The sequence below is a fragment of the Bacillus sp. F19 genome (assembly GCA_023823795.1).
Taxonomy (GTDB): domain Bacteria; phylum Bacillota; class Bacilli; order Bacillales; family Bacillaceae; genus Bacillus_P.
The window spans coordinates 399,676-417,054 of sequence record CP085711.1 but is presented as its reverse complement, the minus strand read 5'-3'; the positions used below and the strand labels follow the sequence as shown (position 1 = coordinate 417,054).

At 35.2% G+C, this 17,379-nt stretch carries 14 protein-coding genes and 1 pseudogene; 7 read left to right on the top strand and 8 right to left on the bottom strand.

Annotated features, from left to right (window positions below):
• Nucleotides 1-456 precede the first annotated feature (456 nt).
• A complete protein-coding gene (locus LIT25_27700; GenBank protein USK36539.1) occupies nucleotides 457-2,016 on the bottom strand; it encodes a primase C-terminal domain-containing protein in 1,560 nt (519 codons plus the stop codon).
• A 1,075-nt stretch (nucleotides 2,017-3,091) separates the two neighbouring features.
• Here LIT25_27700 and LIT25_27695 point away from each other — a divergent pair.
• Nucleotides 3,092-4,942 (top strand): hypothetical protein, encoded by a 1,851-nt coding sequence (locus tag LIT25_27695; protein ID USK36538.1) that lies wholly within the window; start codon nucleotides 3,092-3,094, stop codon nucleotides 4,940-4,942.
• 276 nt (nucleotides 4,943-5,218) lie between these two features.
• Here LIT25_27695 and LIT25_27690 read toward each other — a convergent pair whose 3' ends face one another.
• Both LIT25_27690 and LIT25_27685 read right to left on the bottom strand, forming a co-directional pair.
• Nucleotides 5,219-5,764 carry a DUF1697 domain-containing protein gene (locus tag LIT25_27690; GenBank protein ID USK36537.1) on the bottom strand — a complete coding sequence of 182 codons (546 nt, stop codon included), beginning with the start codon at nucleotides 5,762-5,764 and terminating at the stop codon, nucleotides 5,219-5,221.
• A gap of 555 nt (nucleotides 5,765-6,319) precedes the next feature.
• Nucleotides 6,320-6,709: pseudogene (locus LIT25_27685) on the bottom strand (alcohol dehydrogenase catalytic domain-containing protein).
• Nucleotides 6,710-7,081: 372 nt separating this feature from the next.
• Here LIT25_27685 and LIT25_27680 point away from each other — a divergent pair.
• The 4 genes from LIT25_27680 (at nucleotide 7,082) to LIT25_27665 (ending at nucleotide 8,858) form a co-directional block, all read left to right on the top strand.
• Nucleotides 7,082-7,333 carry a TetR/AcrR family transcriptional regulator gene (locus LIT25_27680; GenBank protein ID USK36536.1) on the top strand — a complete coding sequence of 84 codons (252 nt, stop codon included), beginning with the start codon at nucleotides 7,082-7,084 and terminating at the stop codon, nucleotides 7,331-7,333.
• 65 nt (nucleotides 7,334-7,398) lie between these two features.
• Entirely contained in the window at nucleotides 7,399-7,722 is a 324-nt protein-coding gene (locus LIT25_27675; protein ID USK36535.1) for a hypothetical protein, read from the top strand.
• Nucleotides 7,719-8,408, top strand: coding sequence for an MBL fold metallo-hydrolase (locus LIT25_27670; GenBank protein ID USK36534.1), 690 nt, complete (start codon nucleotides 7,719-7,721; stop codon nucleotides 8,406-8,408). The genes LIT25_27675 and LIT25_27670 overlap by 4 nt, the downstream gene beginning before the upstream one ends.
• 111 nt (nucleotides 8,409-8,519) lie before the next feature.
• Complete coding sequence (locus LIT25_27665) at nucleotides 8,520-8,858, top strand: YrdB family protein (protein USK36533.1); 339 nt, start codon at nucleotides 8,520-8,522, stop codon at nucleotides 8,856-8,858.
• 749 nt (nucleotides 8,859-9,607) lie between these two features.
• On the opposite strand, the gene corA is transcribed toward LIT25_27665, so the two are convergent.
• From corA to LIT25_27645, 4 genes are all read right to left on the bottom strand, one after another.
• A complete protein-coding gene (gene corA, locus LIT25_27660) occupies nucleotides 9,608-10,549 on the bottom strand; it encodes a magnesium/cobalt transporter CorA (protein USK36532.1) in 942 nt (313 codons plus the stop codon).
• Nucleotides 10,550-10,986: 437 nt separating this feature from the next.
• Nucleotides 10,987-11,643, bottom strand: a complete 657-nt coding sequence (locus tag LIT25_27655; protein ID USK36531.1) for a TrkA family potassium uptake protein — start codon at nucleotides 11,641-11,643, stop codon at nucleotides 10,987-10,989.
• A 26-nt stretch (nucleotides 11,644-11,669) separates the two neighbouring features.
• A complete protein-coding gene (locus LIT25_27650) occupies nucleotides 11,670-13,007 on the bottom strand; it encodes a TrkH family potassium uptake protein (protein ID USK36530.1) in 1,338 nt (445 codons plus the stop codon).
• A gap of 36 nt (nucleotides 13,008-13,043) precedes the next feature.
• Complete coding sequence (locus tag LIT25_27645) at nucleotides 13,044-14,303, bottom strand: cation:proton antiporter (GenBank protein USK36529.1); 1,260 nt, start codon at nucleotides 14,301-14,303, stop codon at nucleotides 13,044-13,046.
• 679 nt (nucleotides 14,304-14,982) lie between these two features.
• On the opposite strand from LIT25_27645, the gene LIT25_27640 reads away from it, so the two are divergent.
• A complete protein-coding gene (locus tag LIT25_27640) occupies nucleotides 14,983-15,168 on the top strand; it encodes a hypothetical protein (GenBank protein ID USK36528.1) in 186 nt (61 codons plus the stop codon).
• A 95-nt stretch (nucleotides 15,169-15,263) separates the two neighbouring features.
• On the opposite strand, the gene LIT25_27635 is transcribed toward LIT25_27640, so the two are convergent.
• Nucleotides 15,264-15,410, bottom strand: coding sequence for a hypothetical protein (locus tag LIT25_27635; GenBank protein USK36527.1), 147 nt, complete (start codon nucleotides 15,408-15,410; stop codon nucleotides 15,264-15,266).
• Between the two features lie 190 nt (nucleotides 15,411-15,600).
• Here LIT25_27635 and LIT25_27630 point away from each other — a divergent pair, with 190 nt between their 5' ends.
• Nucleotides 15,601-17,289, top strand: a complete 1,689-nt coding sequence (locus LIT25_27630; GenBank protein ID USK36526.1) for a sigma 54-interacting transcriptional regulator — start codon at nucleotides 15,601-15,603, stop codon at nucleotides 17,287-17,289.
• The last annotated feature ends 90 nt before the right edge of the window (nucleotides 17,290-17,379 follow it).

The window sequence follows — 17,379 nt, the reverse complement described above, 5'->3', positions numbered from 1 at the left end:
GAAATAACAGCTTTTACTACAGCATTTACAAGCATTTTTACTACTTAATGCTACCATCTTGGTAAATATATGGAAAGAGGCTTTCTTCCTGTTTAGAGATCAAATGTTCTTATTTTAATGTTTTCTATATGATATTTCTCCCAATATTTTTTCTTATCAAATGAACTTTATGAACCTATAACTAGTAATGAGCTAAAAAATTTCCTGACTCCAGTTGATCCCTAATAAAAAAATAAAGTACCTTCTTCAAACTTATTTTTAATTCAAAACCCAACAGATATAAATCCTGTAACATACCAAAATAGTAAAAAACATAGACCATAGCTTAAGACTTAATTTGTACTAATTACAATATAAATTGTTCCTAAAAGTAGCTTCATAAAGGCATAGAACAAAACAGCACGAATCAAACAACAGGAGAATATAGATATGTATTGGCAGACTGGCTTATTAATTTCAGCTTGTATTCTTGATCGGTGTACGTGGTCCATAATCATTAAAAATGTCTATTGCATCCTGCGATGAAAAAAGTGTGTCGAACATGTTTATTCCTAACTGTATCTCTCTCCTAATCGTTGAAACCTTGTCGACTAAAGATTCAGCTGCCGATTGGTTAAGGTTTAACTGCTTTTTACGCATATTGAGCAAGCCTTTAAACAGCATACTCCTGCTACTCAGTTTTGTAACAGCTGCGCGGCCGCGGCCAACGGTTCGCTTAATAAGCCTGCTAGAACGATTGAGTACTTCTTTTAAAGATGAAACCGCCATACCAAAGGTTTCTGCAAGCATAGCTAAAGAACCCTCTAGAAACGGTGTTTCTGGGCTTCTTTCCTGCTCTATGTATCTAAGAATATCTTCTTCCCATTCATCATAATGGGATCGTTCTCTATCTTCACGCTCCTTTTTGAATTTATACCAGCCCTCTCTCCCTTGAAATCTGGCACTCCCATCAGTCCATAGCTCCAGCAGACCTTCTACATAAGAACGCTTGACTCCCTTGTATTTTCCTGAGTAGGCGCTTTGTAACGTTTTCTCAAATTCAGCTTTGCTTAACGGATGGTCTAAAAAACTGTTGAATTGATCGAGTTCATCATATGCTTCTTCAAATGAGCGCTCACTCGCGTAATTGGCAAGGGCAAGAGTCATTAAAGCATTGTTGCGGCTCGCACTGTTATGTCCTTTTTCAATATAAGTTGCCTGGATTAGGGCTTTGTACCAATCTGATGAGCAAAGGTCCATTGATGAAGAGTTGTTATTATAGACAACGCGAAGAAACTTCCTTTTTTCTTGTTCCTCAAATGTCTTTGACCAAGAAAGAAGCAGGTTTGTGTTAGCTGATTCTTCATAGAAATCTAGAATGTTGTCTTCTTTAGGAATCCTGTAAAAGCCAAAGGGAACACAGTTCATATCTATCGGAACATACTTGCATAAGGCTTTGCGAATGTTATCAGATAGGCGTTCTGCTACTCTCAAAGACTTGTAATCGTTTTGACTATGTACATAAAAAGGCGTTTCTAAGACAAAAAAGCACTGAAATCCTCTAGGGGTCTCAAGAAGAAGGTTCGGCCTCGGGAGCCTTACTTCTTCGCAGCCCAAATATAATCCGTAAAGATCCACTTCTTTTGTATCAATATCAAAACCAATCACATTAATTTGCTTTAAATTTTCGCGCTTATGACCCTTGATGATTCGTTTTTTGAAATCATAATAGGTGCCGCCGCGATAAGTGTTTGGCGTCCAGTGAGATAATTGCTGATACTTCTCCCCTAATGTTTCATATGAAGTTACTACATAACCTCTGCCCTGGGTGAGATCATCTTTTGTTGGAGACACAAATACCGCACCTTTACGGTACGGATTATTTTTTTCGTTTCTCTGATACACTGTTATACTATTTAATGGGGCACGCGACCCTTTCTTCTTATAGAGCAGTAGGCTGTTATGGGTCATGAATTGCATGATCTCAGCTGGTGAAACCACGTTCTTTGTTACTCTTTTAACTTCATGTTCTCCCATGTCTAACACCTCTTAAATCTCTTAAATTTATTGGAATATTTTGCTGTAATAAGTATATCGAAATCGAATTTTGCCAAAGTGCGTTCTCTAAGCAAAATGCACCAAAATAAAAAACACCCCCGGAGCTTAGAGCCCCAAGGGATGGAAAAAAAGTTTTATTTTTTTTGTTATGCAGGTTTCGCTCAACTTTTGCACCAATTTCACATCAAATGCACCAATTATATATATATCATCTTTGAAAAGAAGAGATAGAAAAGCTTACTCTATCAATCAATTAGGAGAAATTTGAGTAAGATAATTCTATACAAGTTCCGCTCACATTACACAGAAGGTGGTGCATTATTTCTATACAGGTTCCGCCCTAAAATCCTTAAAAGACGCCACTTTTTTCACCACCTTAAATAGATTTTTCTCAGGTATTTAAGGTAAAGGCTTATTTATAGGTTTTTTTTGCTATACAGGTTCCGCTCAAACTAACGGAACTGCTTAAAGATTGGTGCATAATATACGAATTTTTGTACACAGGTTCCGCTCAAATCTTCAATTTGGACCATTTCTAAAGGCGAATTAACCAAATCCTCATTGGTGCTATCTGAACAGTAATTGCCTGTTAAACGCACTAAAAAGGCCATTGGTGCATTTTTTGAATGTATACAACATGTAATCTTTAGAGTCATCACCGATTACCCAATAAATCTTTAGGTTTGTTTTGCACAATGGCGGAACTTGTATGGTACCTGGTGCATTTCTTTTACGAATGCCATTACGAAAAATTGTGGTTTTCTAAAACTTACGGTAATAAATTAATAGTATTGGTGCATTTCTCTCCTTACTTTTCGGAACCTGTATGGTATTTGGTGCATTTTATATACAAAAACGAATTTTTCCTTGTTATAATACTAATCAAGTGGTGCATTTCCTTAAAGTGATCGGGTTACTTATACTGATTCGACTCGTTTTATTATTTATTAAACAAAGTATGTATACATAAAAATTTAACTGGTGCATTTTATCGAGGTTTTCTTAACTTATACTTTTAGTCTTACAGCATTTAAGAGAAAGGATGATTCTTTTAATGAATTATGAAGACATATCAGACCGTTTAATCCTGAACTATGAATTATTAAAGATTGTTATATTCGAAGAATCAAAGTACTTATTTGAAGATCGTCCATATATTTTGGAAGATTGGAAAATGGAAGCCTATAAAATGAGTGATGAAGAGTTTAGGAGGCAATCTCCCTGTGAAAAGATGAGGCCCAGCTTCCGAGCATTATTCTTCCTATTTACTCAAACATTGTATTCTGAAAAACATATAACAAAGAAGATGATTAAAGATGCGGTGGCTAAATATAAAGATACCATCAAGTTACTATTAGCTGGCCATTTCATAAATGAATATCCTAATGATGAAATAAAACGCAGTGTGAACGAAGAAAAAATTGATGAAGCGTTAAACCGCGATTATATATATGGAAGCATGGATATGGACTATCATTTAATGAGAGACATCGTTACCAAGAAAAAAGAGTTTAAAGAAAGTGAGACTGGCCACTTGGCAACTGAGATCATAGACAACCGCGGAAAAGTAAAAGGGCTGGCAGAACTTAGACCCTATGAATCACATATTACTGAAGTAACTTCAGATCAGCAGGCCATGTGGCTTGAAATGATTGGATCAACGATAAACTCATTAGATGAAATGACGGCTGACCTTTTTGACCTTATTACATATTTATGGATGGTGACACCAAAAAGCAATGACGGCTACGTTGAGTTTCACAGCAATGATGCCTTGCGACTAAGGAACTTGAAAAAACGAACTTCTAACGGCCGAGAGATAGACTTCCGCGAAGAGGATCGGTTTAATATCATGAAACGAGTAGCCGCACTTTCAAGTATTTGGATTTCTCTTGGGGATCAAAAGGTAAAAGTGTTAAATACTCAGGAAATGAAGGAAAACGAACTCTATAACTTTAAAGATTTCCAAAGAATGTTTGAAATCGGAAAAATCAGAGTAGCCTATGATAAAAAGTCTGGCGAAGCTAAAGGTATCTATGCGGTTCAGGTTAAACCAACTTCTATTCTTACTCCTTACCTTGTTGGACCTAACCGATCTATCGGCTTATTGGACCTTAAGGTATTTCAATACAGCCATTATACACAGAGGGAACAAAAGCGATTAACAAGGTATTTAAACCTGCAGTGGAAAATCCGAACGATTAAACGTTCGCTCCAGCAGCCATTTAAAGTTGCTACTTTGCTTAAAGTAATGGATATTTCATCGCGTTACAATGGTGTTCAAGTAAGGGATAAATTTGAAACAGTATTAGATGAGCTTCAAAAAGATGATGTTATTAAAAGCTGGGGATACACTGAAGAGATTCAGGAAGAGAAAGTTGGCAAAAAGGGATGGCTTAAAAACTATTGGACCAAGTTAAGCGTGCTGCTTTTGCCGACTGAAATCGTGATACAAGAAAACCAAAAAAACCTTTTGACTGATACGAGCTATAGTATAGAGGAAAAAATTATGAATAGCATGTATCAAATGAATCATGAAAATGCGACAGCTAATTCAGCTGAACTTTCTTTTTCTCACTTCTCAGAACTTGCACAAAATGAAACAGCAGCTGCTGTAGACATAGAATTTTCGCTGAACAAATCAGATCGCGAACCTATTCAGCAAGCATTCAAATTCAATGATGATAACATCGATAAAGATAAAGAAATTACCCTTTCCCCAGAGGCGATGAAAAAAATGATAGATACTTTGAATGTTAGTATTCGTCAGACTGCCACGGATATAGGCATTTCTCATTCTACCCTCTCTCGATATATCAGAAAAGAGAATAAGCGACAGAATAAAAATAATGACCAGAAAATGCTTAACTGGCTTAAAGAAAAAGAAACATTAATAAAACTCTAACCAATAAATTGGTTAGAGTTTTCTATTATCTCAAAATATTACTTTCAAAAATATTCCTAATTGTAACATATGTTAATATATATTTTAACATATGTTACAACAATAATAATACTATATATAATTCGTCAGAGGAGAATGAGAATTAACGTTAAGGATTTTAACCGTTCGACTTGAACAATCGCGCCCGATTGTGGAAGATAATTATTCAAATCCTATTGAAGTCCTCTCATTCCGATCAAAACGATAAAAATCTTTGTATAATTATCATCGGAAAAACTAACTATTTTGAGCTTTCATCAGTTCATATATCTTACGAGCGGTGTTGACATTTCTTACCGTAACTTGTTTGTATATCTTTGATCCAATGATCTTTGACTTTCCACTTTTGGTTATATTTTTCTTGTCAACCGACCATAGGATCGCGCCGGGGACATATTTCACCGTGTCAATATTTGGTTTAATGACCAGATTCTCAAGTACAGTTTCATCATCAATATCATCCCATAAAAACATGACATCACTTGTCAAGTCTTTGTCATTTTTCCATGTGTCAGGAATACCATTAATTATTCTTCTGACATCATCGACACTACGAACTACTACTTTAATTTGTAATCCGAAATCATTATGTATCGCTTCTTCCAAAATACTTGATAGTTCAGTTTTTGATAGGCTATTGTATGAAAAAATAATATTACCTGTATTGATGTATGTCACCACATCATTCATCCCGACTTGCTCAAACGTTTTTTTAAGCAACTTCATGTCAATTTTATTTTTTCCACCCACATTAATCCCCCGAAGAAGAGCAATATATACCATAACCATCCTCCTTTCAACTTTTTACAAATACATCCATAATATTTATTCTTAGTGACTTACTATTCTCTGGTAATTGCTTTGATTCCTTGTTCGTAACCCCCATTCTTTAATTCAATAAAAAGAGTGCTACTCCTTCTTAAAAGAAAGTATTCAATTATTTTAAACCTCGGACGGAATCGTACTATGGACCCGATTGGCCCCTGACCCGCTTAATGGCGGTGGAATGAAGTCCCATGACGTTCCTGTAAGATGGGAAGTCGCTCTTGATGAAAGCTTTTTAATGATCTTGTAAAGTTAAGAAATCAGTCCTAAAGTTTCAGAATATATTTTTGGATGCATGATGATTAGATTATCTCAACGAGGAAAGGGTGATTATCACAGTCCCTTATTCCCAGAAAACAGCCGATGCGGTTCGTTATTTTCATTGAAAAGAGAAAAAAATCCTAGGATTAACGTAAAATTTATTTAAAGAGACTTAACGATAAATTTGCTGTACCCCACCAAGAGTTAATAGAGTTTTTCGTCTGTCGAAGCACATGTGGACATAGCCCTACACGCTGTAATTGGATTGATATACATTTGTGATGCCGTAAAATCATCAATAGAATCCGGTATAGGAACTGTAAATTCTGCTGATGACTTAACAAGTTCTTGCCAAGTGCCTTCCCCTCGTAAAGGTAATACACGTTTCCCGATAAGATTTTTAGAAACTAAAGGACCTACTTCTTCTACAATACCTACTCCTTCATAACTAGGAATATTAGGTAAAGAAATCCGATGTGAATATGCCCCTCTAATTGGTATTAAGCCAGAAGGATTTATAGGTCGTGCTAACATTCTAACAATGACTTCATTATCTTTTGGTGGTTCTATGCTTTTATATTCAACTTTTAATACATTTTTAGGACTACCGAATTCATAGAATTTAATACATTTCGCATTCAAAACAATAAAAGTCTCCTTAATATAAGTCCAGATTTATTTAATTATATCATCATCAATAACCTGCCCTTTTCTTCAATTAGTAGAGGCGACACTTTGTTAAGCAATCGCCCCCGATTGTTTATTGCTGAATCAAACAACATTTAAAAACATTTGTGTGTGGTGGGTTGACAGTTTCATTCATATCAATGGAATAACATACATTTCGAGATGAACCACCTAATTGCCTTTTTTTACTCTAGAATATGGCCGATTGTTGAAGAAAAAATACATAAAGAATTTTTGATTGACGTTTTTGGTGAAGTTTTATTGACATAAAAATAACCAATGGTTATTTTTGGTAATAAATACAATAAAAAAGATGAGTGAATTTGAATGATGGTAAGTAATCAAGAGCGACGTTCTGATAAAACAAAAAAAATGATTTTAATCGCTGCTGGGAAGCTATTTTCCAAGAAAGGGTATGATTCTGTTACAATGCGAGAAATCGCAAAGGAGGCGGGCTGCTCACATACAACCATTTATTTATATTTTAAGGATAAGGTAACATTGCTGCACCAGCTATCGATGCCATCCTTACAAGAATTACAGCAACAACTAAAAAAATATCACTTATTGATGAATTAACGTCCCTAGACAAACTTAAGGGAATAAGTCGTGAATTTATTCACTTTTGCTTAAAGAACCGAAATATGTATTCCGTTTTTATCAACACCCAATCATCAAGAGTAGATGAAGAGGAACCTGAGCTAGAGATTAATAAGCTTCGATTGGAGATTTTTGGGCTTTTAATGCACGCTATTCAGAAATGCCTCTCCATGCCAGAAAATGAACAATTATTGGCGTTTACTCGTATTTTTTACTACAACATAAACGGAATATTTTGTACTTACTCATACCTACACGAACCTATTGAAGTTTTATTAGAAAGATTAACACCGACCTTTGACCTTGCTGTAGAAACCCTAATTTTAGGCTTTAAATATAAGTTAAAACAAGGAGAGGGAGACAGATGAAAGTAAATAAAGTTTCAGAGCATATTTGGAGCTTAAAGACATGGATCATTATTCCTATTCATGTGTGGGTCGTTGTTGATGAGGACGGGGTCACACTAGTAGATGCTGGGATATCGATGATGGCAAAAGGAATTATGAATTTTATAAAAGAACTGGGTGCGGGTCCTTTGCAAAGAATCTTATTAACGCATGGTCATTCTGATCATGTTGGTGCTGTAAAAACAATTTTGGCAGACACAAAAGTACCAGTATATGCACACCAAACTGAAATTCCATATATGGAAGGTGATCTTCCTTATCCGAGACGGAAAAAAGCTGAACAAACGGTACCTAAACAATTAATCCAAGCGCTTCAAGAGGTTGAACAAGGTAGCTTGAATTCGATTGCAGGAGTAAGACCTTATCTGACTTCAGGGCACTCTCCAGGTCATGTTGTCTATTACCATGAAAAGGATAAAGTATTACTTGCAGGCGATCTCTTTACTTCCAAAAAGGGTAAGCTTCATCAACCAATCCCAATGTTTACTGCAAATATGAATGAGGCAGTGAGAAGTAGTTCAATCGTCAGAAAATTAAAACCAATAAAGTTAGAGGTTTGCCACGGGTACTCGGTGTTTCATCCTGCAGATCAGCTTGAGGAATACATTCAAAAAATGGAGAAGAAATTACTGCAAGGGAAAGGGTGAAAAAGCAAAATTAGTATGATTTATTTCTAAATGATACTTAAAAAAGGAATTATTAGATTTTTTGATGATAGGAAATAAATTATTTGTGAATAAAAAAAGGATGTGTTTTTTGTGATCTTTTTTCAATATGCAGTTCTCGCTATTTTTTTCCTCCTCGAGTTATCGGCGCTTATGGCATTTATGTATTGGGGCTTCCAAATTGACAAAGAAATGCTAATAAAAATTTTGTTTGGATTAGGTACTCCTATACTTGTCGCGATCATCTGGGGTACATTCATTGCTCCAAAAGCTTCTATTCCTGTTTCTGTTCCAGTACGAATTTTTCTTCAGTTAATAATATTTGGTTCGGCAGCAGCAGCGTTGTATTACTCAGAAAAAAGTACGCTTGCCACAATTTTTTTTATAGTAGTACTAATCGACATGACTTTAATGTATTTAATGAAGCTATAACAAAACCAGATGCCGCCACAATAAACTTAAAACTGTGTATCAACCAAGTTTTTTTATTATTCCAAAAAAACCTTCTTTTAAAGTTCTAGAATTCTCTATGTTAACCAGCCTTTAAAAGGTCTTTTATATACGCTGGCCCAAAAAGATTGAATAGCCCGATGCTTGCAAGCGCCTTCATTTAATTCAGCATCGTTAAACCACCAGCCGTCCCAGGTTGAATCTTTTTCGGAATACCCCCGCCCTGAAAACACCATCAGATGCTTCTCAGGTATGCAAAAACTTCACTATGAGGGATCTATCCGCACGGCCATTTCCTGAGCGGTCAGGCACAATTCCGCTGCTTTAAAGGCATGCTCCTGAGTCATGGCTTTCTATTATAAATCCTTTCACCTTATTTACCGAAAACGTTTTTGTATATTCCGCTTTTTCGGATGTTACAAAGATTTATCTGGTGCAAAATTAACGTATACTATCCCTGCTTAGTAACAATTATTCAAAGGATATTAAGAATTCCATCATTTGAACATTGGACAGCAAAATCGTAAAAGCCCTTCTCTTAATCGAGAGGGCTTCTATCAATTTCCGAACAAGTTCAATAATGTCATTTCCGTAATAAATCAGCTTATAAAGTTCCACATAATAATTGTATTCCCGTTTATTTTTTTAAACCACTCATTAGCAACTCGTGCAGCTTTAATAAATATAAAAAAGCCGATGGTCACTTCAAAAACATCGGCTTTATAGGTTCTTTATTTGAACCAACCTTTACGCCAAAACCCAATTAGCATGATAGAGCCGACTACAAACATAACCCCTATTACCACAAAATAGCCCCAACGCCATGTGAGTTCTGGCATATATTCAAAATTCATACCATAGATGCTTGCAATAAATGTTAGGGGAATAAAAATGGAGGTCATGACTGTTAATGTCTTCATAATTTTATTCATTCTGTTTGAATTTAATGAAATGTAGCTGTCTCGAATATCAGTTGTTATTTCTCGATTCGACTCAATCATTTCGGAAAGTTTCAGCAAATGGTCGTAAATATCCATGAAGTACACTAGTTCTTCTTTGGGTATTATCACCCTCTCCGAATTTAATATTCTGTATAATAATTCACGCATTGGAAAAATGATTCGGCGTAATTCAAGTAACTGGTTCCTAATTTCAAAGACAGATTCAATTAGATTTTTATTTGCTTCTTTCGTTTCAATTTCACTAATATTATCTTCAATTTTATATATGGTAGGGAAATACTCGTCGACAATTTTATCCATTATTAAATAAAAGATGTACAGTGCCCCTTTATTTAGTGCATTATTGTCTTCCATTAATTTTTGCCGAACCATATCTATTTCGGTTGACGACGATAAATGGAATGAAACGATGAAATTTTTACCAACAAATACATCTACTTCTTTAGGTGGAAGTGAGCCTTGGTTTAAAGTGTGTAGAACAAAAAAATCGTATCCATCGTAATAGTCAAGTTTTGGACGCTGCAAATAATGTAAGCAATCCTCAATCGCTAGTGGGTGGAAGCTAAAATGTGTTTTAAGTAGCAGTGCTTCTTCTTCATTTGGAGAATCAAAGTCCACCCAAAACCATTTAATTTCAGAATCAGATAAACGATTCATCGGTATATCATTTAAAAGTATTAAATCGTTTGTAACCGCAAAAGTACGAAACATATGTATCCATCGCCTTTACTTTTTAAATAATTCTAATCTATAGCATATTTTGCAGCTGATTCTAAAAAATATTCAAAAAGTGAGAATTAGAACAAAGTAATCTCTTCATACCCCTCATTGCCCGATTATTGCAATAAAAAAGCCTATATTAAAAAAGGAAAATTCCTTGAGGAGGTTTCCCTATCAAACCTAACTATGAGCAGATATGAAAGTTGAGATAAATATTACGCTGCCAAAAAAATATCCATACGGCCCCGCAAAAAAAGGAAAAGACTTATAGATGTTAATATATTCTTTCTATCGTTTTCTTTTACGTTAAAAATTGAAGGAAATGAAACTTATTTACATGTGAGAAATTAACAAAAATATTAATCAAATACAACAATAAAGAGCTTAATCGTTTAATTTATTGATTAAATAATAAAATGCGGCTCTTATTATTCTATACGTGTAAATACAGCAAGATTTTTTGTATTCCCGATTACCACTAGAATATCTCCTTTATGAATGATCTGATCAGGTGAGGGAGATATTAATATTTCTCCGTTTCTAACAATGGCAATGACACTTAAATTATATTTAGCACGTATATCAAGTTCACGTAAACTTTTTTCAGTCATAGATCGGGGGATTATAACTTCTTCTAAATTATAATCTTTTGAAAGTTCTATAAAGTTTAACACATTTGGTGATAAAAGTTGATGAGCAACACGTTCCCCCATATCCTTTTCTGGGAATATAACCCAATCTGCTCCGACTTTTTCCAACACTTGTCCATGGTATTTATCCAAAGCTTTTGCTATTACTTTTTTCACTCCTAATTCCTTTAAGAGTAAAACAGTTAAAATACTAGCTTGCATATTATTACCGATTGCGACGACTACAAAATCAAAATTTCTAATTCCAATTGATTTTAGTGTTTCTTGTTCCGTCGTATCTGCCACAACCCCATGTGTAACTATTGTTCCTACGTCTTCTACACGTTTCTCATTAACATCAATTCCCATCACTTCTTGTCCAGCATCATACAATTTTTTAGCTATACTTGATCCAAATCGTCCCATTCCAATGACAGCATATTGTTGTTTTTGCATACAACACCTACACTCCTTAAATTGTATTAACCAATCATAATTTTCCCTTTAGGATAACGGAAGGTATCTGGTTTTCGTCTCATAGCGATTGCAAAAGCAATGGTTAAAGGTCCGACTCTTCCTGCAAACATAGTAAAAATGATTAGAATGCGGCCAATAGGAGATAACTCAGGGGTTAGTCCCATAGACAGACCTACAGTGCCAAATGCCGAAGTAGCTTCAAATAAAATCATTAAAAAATCTTTTCCGGTCTCAGTAATGGACAGCATCATGGTAATGATTACGACTAAAAACAATCCACTAATGGTAACGGTAAGAGCTTTAGATATCGTGTAAAGATCAATACGGTTACGAAAGAAATTGACATCTTCTTTCCCTTTAATTTGTGACCAAACGGTTCCTAATAAAGTGGCAAAGGTAGTTGTTTTAATACCCCCGCCTGTCGATCCTGGAGAAGCTCCAACAAACATAAGGAAAATAATCAGAAATAAGGTAGGTTGTGTTAAGTCTGGAATGTTCAATGTATTAGAACCAGCTGTTCTCGGAGTAACAGATTGAAAAAATGATGCCAATACTTTCCCAGAATAGGATAAAGGTTGTAATGTTTTATTGTTACCAAATTCGAACAAGAATACTAAGACAGTTCCAGTTAGCGTAAGAACTAAGCTAGTTACCAATACTATCTTCGTATGTAAAGAAAAACGATGCGTTTTACGGTATTCAAAGATTTCATTCAAAACAATAAAACCTATCCCCCCTAATATAATAAGGACACAAACAGTAAGGGTTACAATAGGATCTTCTACATAAGGAGTCAAACTTCTAAACTCCCCCATTAAATCAAACCCGGCATTGTTAAAATTCGAAATCGCATGGAAGAAACCATAATAAATTGCTTTTCCAATTGGCATATCAAACGAAAAACGAAAAGATAATATGATTCCTCCGACGATTTCTATAATTGCAGTAAAAATTAAAATTCTTTTTGCTAACCTGACAATGCCTTCCATAGATATGTTATTTAAAGACTCCCGAAGTAACAATCTCTCTTGTAAAGATATTCTTTTACCTAAAAGAAAAGCAAAAAAAGTTGCAAACGTCATAAAACCTAATCCACCCACTTGTATGAGTGATAAAATAACCAACTGTCCAAATCTGGTAAAAGTAGATCCGGTATCAACCACGACAAGTCCTGTTACACATGTGGCGGATGTAGTAGTAAATATAGCGTTTAAAAAAGATAACCCTTTACCATCAACGGTAGCAATGGGCAGTGTCAACAGGATAGCCCCGATAAAAATAATGCTCGCAAAGCCCAATACAAGAATTTTAGGGGGATCTAATCTCCCTTTAATTTTTTTCATTTTAATCTTCCTAACTAAAATTATTTTCTACATCCTTTATTGATTTCTTAAGCCCTTTACAGGAGGCTTTAAGATAATTCCTAGCTTTTTAGCTACATAAGGAGTTGTACTGGCTTGTATAAGAATAGTCACCAATATGGCAATAAAAGTAACTGAAGAAATCTCATTTGCAAAGTCAACGCCTGCAGCAACAATCATTCCTGAAAGAGCTGCTGGAATAACGCCTGTTTCACGAACCCAGAACATAAAAACAATCTCATTCCAACTCCATTTTGCCTTTCGATCTGGCAAAGTACATAATAGTACAGCAAGAGGCCTTGCCACAAACATAAAAATCAATACAATTAGTGTCCCTTGAAGCCAATATTTACTTAAGATATTAAAATCAACTTGGGTTCCAAGTAACATGAAAATGAGCGTTCTAAGCAGTAAAGTTATTGTTTCTGAAAAGTGAAAGGTTGTTAAATTGGTTTCTTTTGAAATATGAAAACGAAACAGTTGGGGATTGCCTGAAACAAGTCCTGCTGTAAATGTGGCCATTAATCCACTAGCCTCGATAGATCCTGCTAACAAATAAGAGCTGATTGCTACAACCATGCTTACAATTGAGCTGTGTTTTTGTAATAGTCCCCACTTATGTTCAGCGGTCAAAATAGTTCCTATGAAACCAATAAACGTCCCAATTAAAATTCCACCTCCTGCTTCACGTACGAAACTCCATAGGCTTGAGGAAAATGATAATTGTGTTTCTCCAAGAATCACCCCTAGTAAGGTAAATGTTAGTATAGAAGCTGATGCATCATTAAATGCAGATTCACTTTCTACCGTTTGTCTGACTTTTTCTCTGATGGTAATTTGTTTAAAAACAGGAATTAAAGTCGCAGGATCAGTAGATGCAATGACAGATGCGAGCAAAAGGGCATACAAAACTGGAAGATCCAATAAATAATACGCACTAAATGCTACTACTGCTGCAGTTACAACTACTCCTACTATAGATAAAAGGGAGATTGTTAACCACACTCTTTTAAGGATGGAAAATTGAATAGCTCTTCCGCCTTCAAAAAGGATTAAAATAGAACCTATTACAATAATGAATTGATAAGATACTGAATCAATAGGTGCGGTTATTAGGTTTAAGACTGATGGACCCAGCATAATACCCACAATCATAAACAGTGCTACATCAGGGATCTTAATACGTTCTGCTGCTTTAATGGCTATTAATCCAAAAAGAAAAACCATAGTAATCATATATAGTTCATGTTGAACAACATTCATTACACTTGCTTCCAACGTTTATCCTCCTCCATTCTTCCTCTTCCATACTCCTAGGTTGCACATTAAAGCAAAAAAAAATATAAATACTTGTTTCAAGTTGTGTGATCTTTTACGATCAAGTTTCCATTTGGGTTTTGCACTTATGTGTCCAATGTAATAAATCAGTTTTAGGATAATGGCAGCTTAATTTTTAATTGCCCCCCTGCACAACAAAAGGAAAGCTTTTCAAGTAATTGAGTCTGCGGCGTAGTACCACACCAAACCTCTCACACCACTGTTTGTACAGTTTGGTATACAATTCACTTTTACCTATTCGAATGGGTTCTCAAGTGGATATTATAAGTTATTAAAACTAAAAAAATCGGCCTGAAAAGGCCGGTTTTTCATGTTAATTCTAAAAAATAGAATTGGAAGTCTATTCACAATTAAAGCAGATGATTTTTTATTGTTTATCCAAATGCAAAGGAGGAGGAACTAACTATTATTCTGTCGATTATATGCTACGCTTCCCAAACGGCAGCTATTTCTAATCCTTCGCATTCTTCTTTAATAGCTTTACGAATTTCTCCTTTATGGTAAATTGAGAATTCTCCTGAGATATTGTCAATGATTTTAGAAACCTACACACACTCTGTCAATATTAATGAATATTCTGTAACTCACTTTGAAACATTAAGTTAAAAAGGATGATTATATGCAACTTGATTTTGTTTGGAAAGCAGTGCTAATTGTTATCATGGGAACGCTTTTATTAAGAATAGCTGGAAGAAACTCTATTTCTAAATTGACAGTTTCTGAACTTGTGTTAATGAGTACAATTGGTCCATTACTAAGTCGTCCAATTGAAAATAAGGGTATCTGGACACGAGCGAATGGCTAGTTCTTACTCGACGGGAATCCCACCCACGACCTAAGCTCGGCCGCACACGCCCCCGATTGTTAACTGCTGTAGTGCGACAGCCCAATCAAGTTCGTTTACTTCGTCACATAAATTGGTTCAAGTTTGATGTTAGCTAAGTCGATTTCATCAACTGAAGAAATAAATTCTGATGGAACAAATAGGTTTACACCAAAATGGTTCGTAAGAAAGCTGATAAGTAGACTTGAATATAATTTGTTCATATAACCACATCTTCATTAAAAAGTTAATTATCGGAAAATTATAACATGTTTGGAAATTATTAAGATAATGAAAATTTTTCCTCATCACTTGATTGTTTCTACCACCGGCATTATCCCCCATACAATCGACACCTGTTTTCCAAAATGATATTGTAATAGTTAGTATAATAAATTTGGTGGTGAATTTATCATGAAGCATCTTCTTCCTCTTTTAGAGAATTTACTTCACACGGATTTTGTAGTGCTTTCCGATACGGATTTAAAAATAGAATGTGAAGCTACATATGTGTTTAAACAAGAACAAAATACAGTATGGAAGTTAAGTAAACATAAGTATCTTCATCATCATGAGAATATTTATGATTGGAAAAAAGCAGCTGTATTAAAAATTGATGTTGCTATTCAAGAAGTAGTTCAACAACTGCAAGCAGCAGATGTTATAGTTATCACAAATGAGGAAGAAACTATCATAGGCTACCTTGATTCACTCACCCTACTTACAAAACTATTTGAATCATATCAATATTTACATGCTTATTTTCAAACGATGATTGATACTATGGATGGGTCAGTCTCGATTGTGGATGAAGCTGGAAAAACGGTTGTTTGGACTCCTGGTGCTGAGAGGATTTTTTCAATTCCTAAAGAAGAAATTATCGGAAATGAAATGGAGCAGTTTTTTCCAAAAGAAATGTTATTAAATAAAGTTACGATGGAAACAGGTCAATCATTTCGTCATAAGCAGCATAAACCTCGTGAGGATCTTTTTGTCATGATTAATAGCAGTCCGATCGTCATCAATGATCGGATCGTAGGTGCGGTTGCTGCAGAAACAGACATTACGAGTCAAGTGTTAATGAATCAAGAACTTATTAATGCTTCCTCCAAAATTCTTCAACTGCAGAAGGAGGTTTCAAGGCTGCAATTGTCACATGATTCCTTTCAACAAATTAAAGGTTCGAGTCAATTGATGAAAGAAACAGTTTCATTATCAAGGAAAATGTCTGAAACGAGTGCGAACATTTTATTACTTGGTGAAACTGGGGTTGGAAAAGAAGTCTTCGCAAAAGCTATTCATTATTATCGTGGATCAGACTCTCCATTTATTGCTGTAAACTGTGGTGCGATTACACCATCATTGTTTGAGAGTGAATTTTTCGGCTATGAAAAAGGAGCATTTTCTGGTGCAGATGCAAAAGGTAAAAAAGGTAAACTAGAGTTGGCGCATGGAGGAACACTTTTTCTTGATGAAATTGGTGACTTACCGTTGGATATGCAAGTGAAGTTACTCCGAGTATTGCAAGATAAAACGTATTATCGGGTTGGTGGTACAAAGCAACTTAAAGCCCAATGCCGAATCATTGCTGCTACAAATAAGGATTTAGAGGCAATGGTTGTAGCCAATACCTTTCGAGAAGACCTTTATTATCGACTTAACATTTTATCTATTACGATTCCCCCTTTGAGAGAACGAAAAGAAGATGTTATGGAGATCCTTCATCTTTTTATATATGAGTTTTCATTGTTATATCATCGAACGATTAAAATCGTAGATCCTCAGGTCACTTCCGCCCTATTACAATACGATTGGCCTGGAAATGTGAGGGAGCTGCGAAATGTTATTGAACGATTAGTGTTATTGTCAGGAGAAGGAACCATCTCTGTCGGAGCCTTACCGCCAAAGCTGTTACAATCTACATTGTCATCGACTGGATACCTTGATGACTCCTTGCAAGATGACCTAAATGATTTTGAAAAAAATAAAATCATGGAAGCCATTCAAACGGAGAATGGCAACAAGCAAGCAGCAGCAAAAAAACTAGGAATATCTCGAGCTACTTTATACAATAAAATGAAAAAATTAAAGATTGAGCTTTAAAAACAAATAGCATATGCGCCTAAATTAGTTCAGACGAGCGTAAGAAGCTCCTGGGCTGATTTAGAAGCTGGAAATCAAAGGTAGACGCAA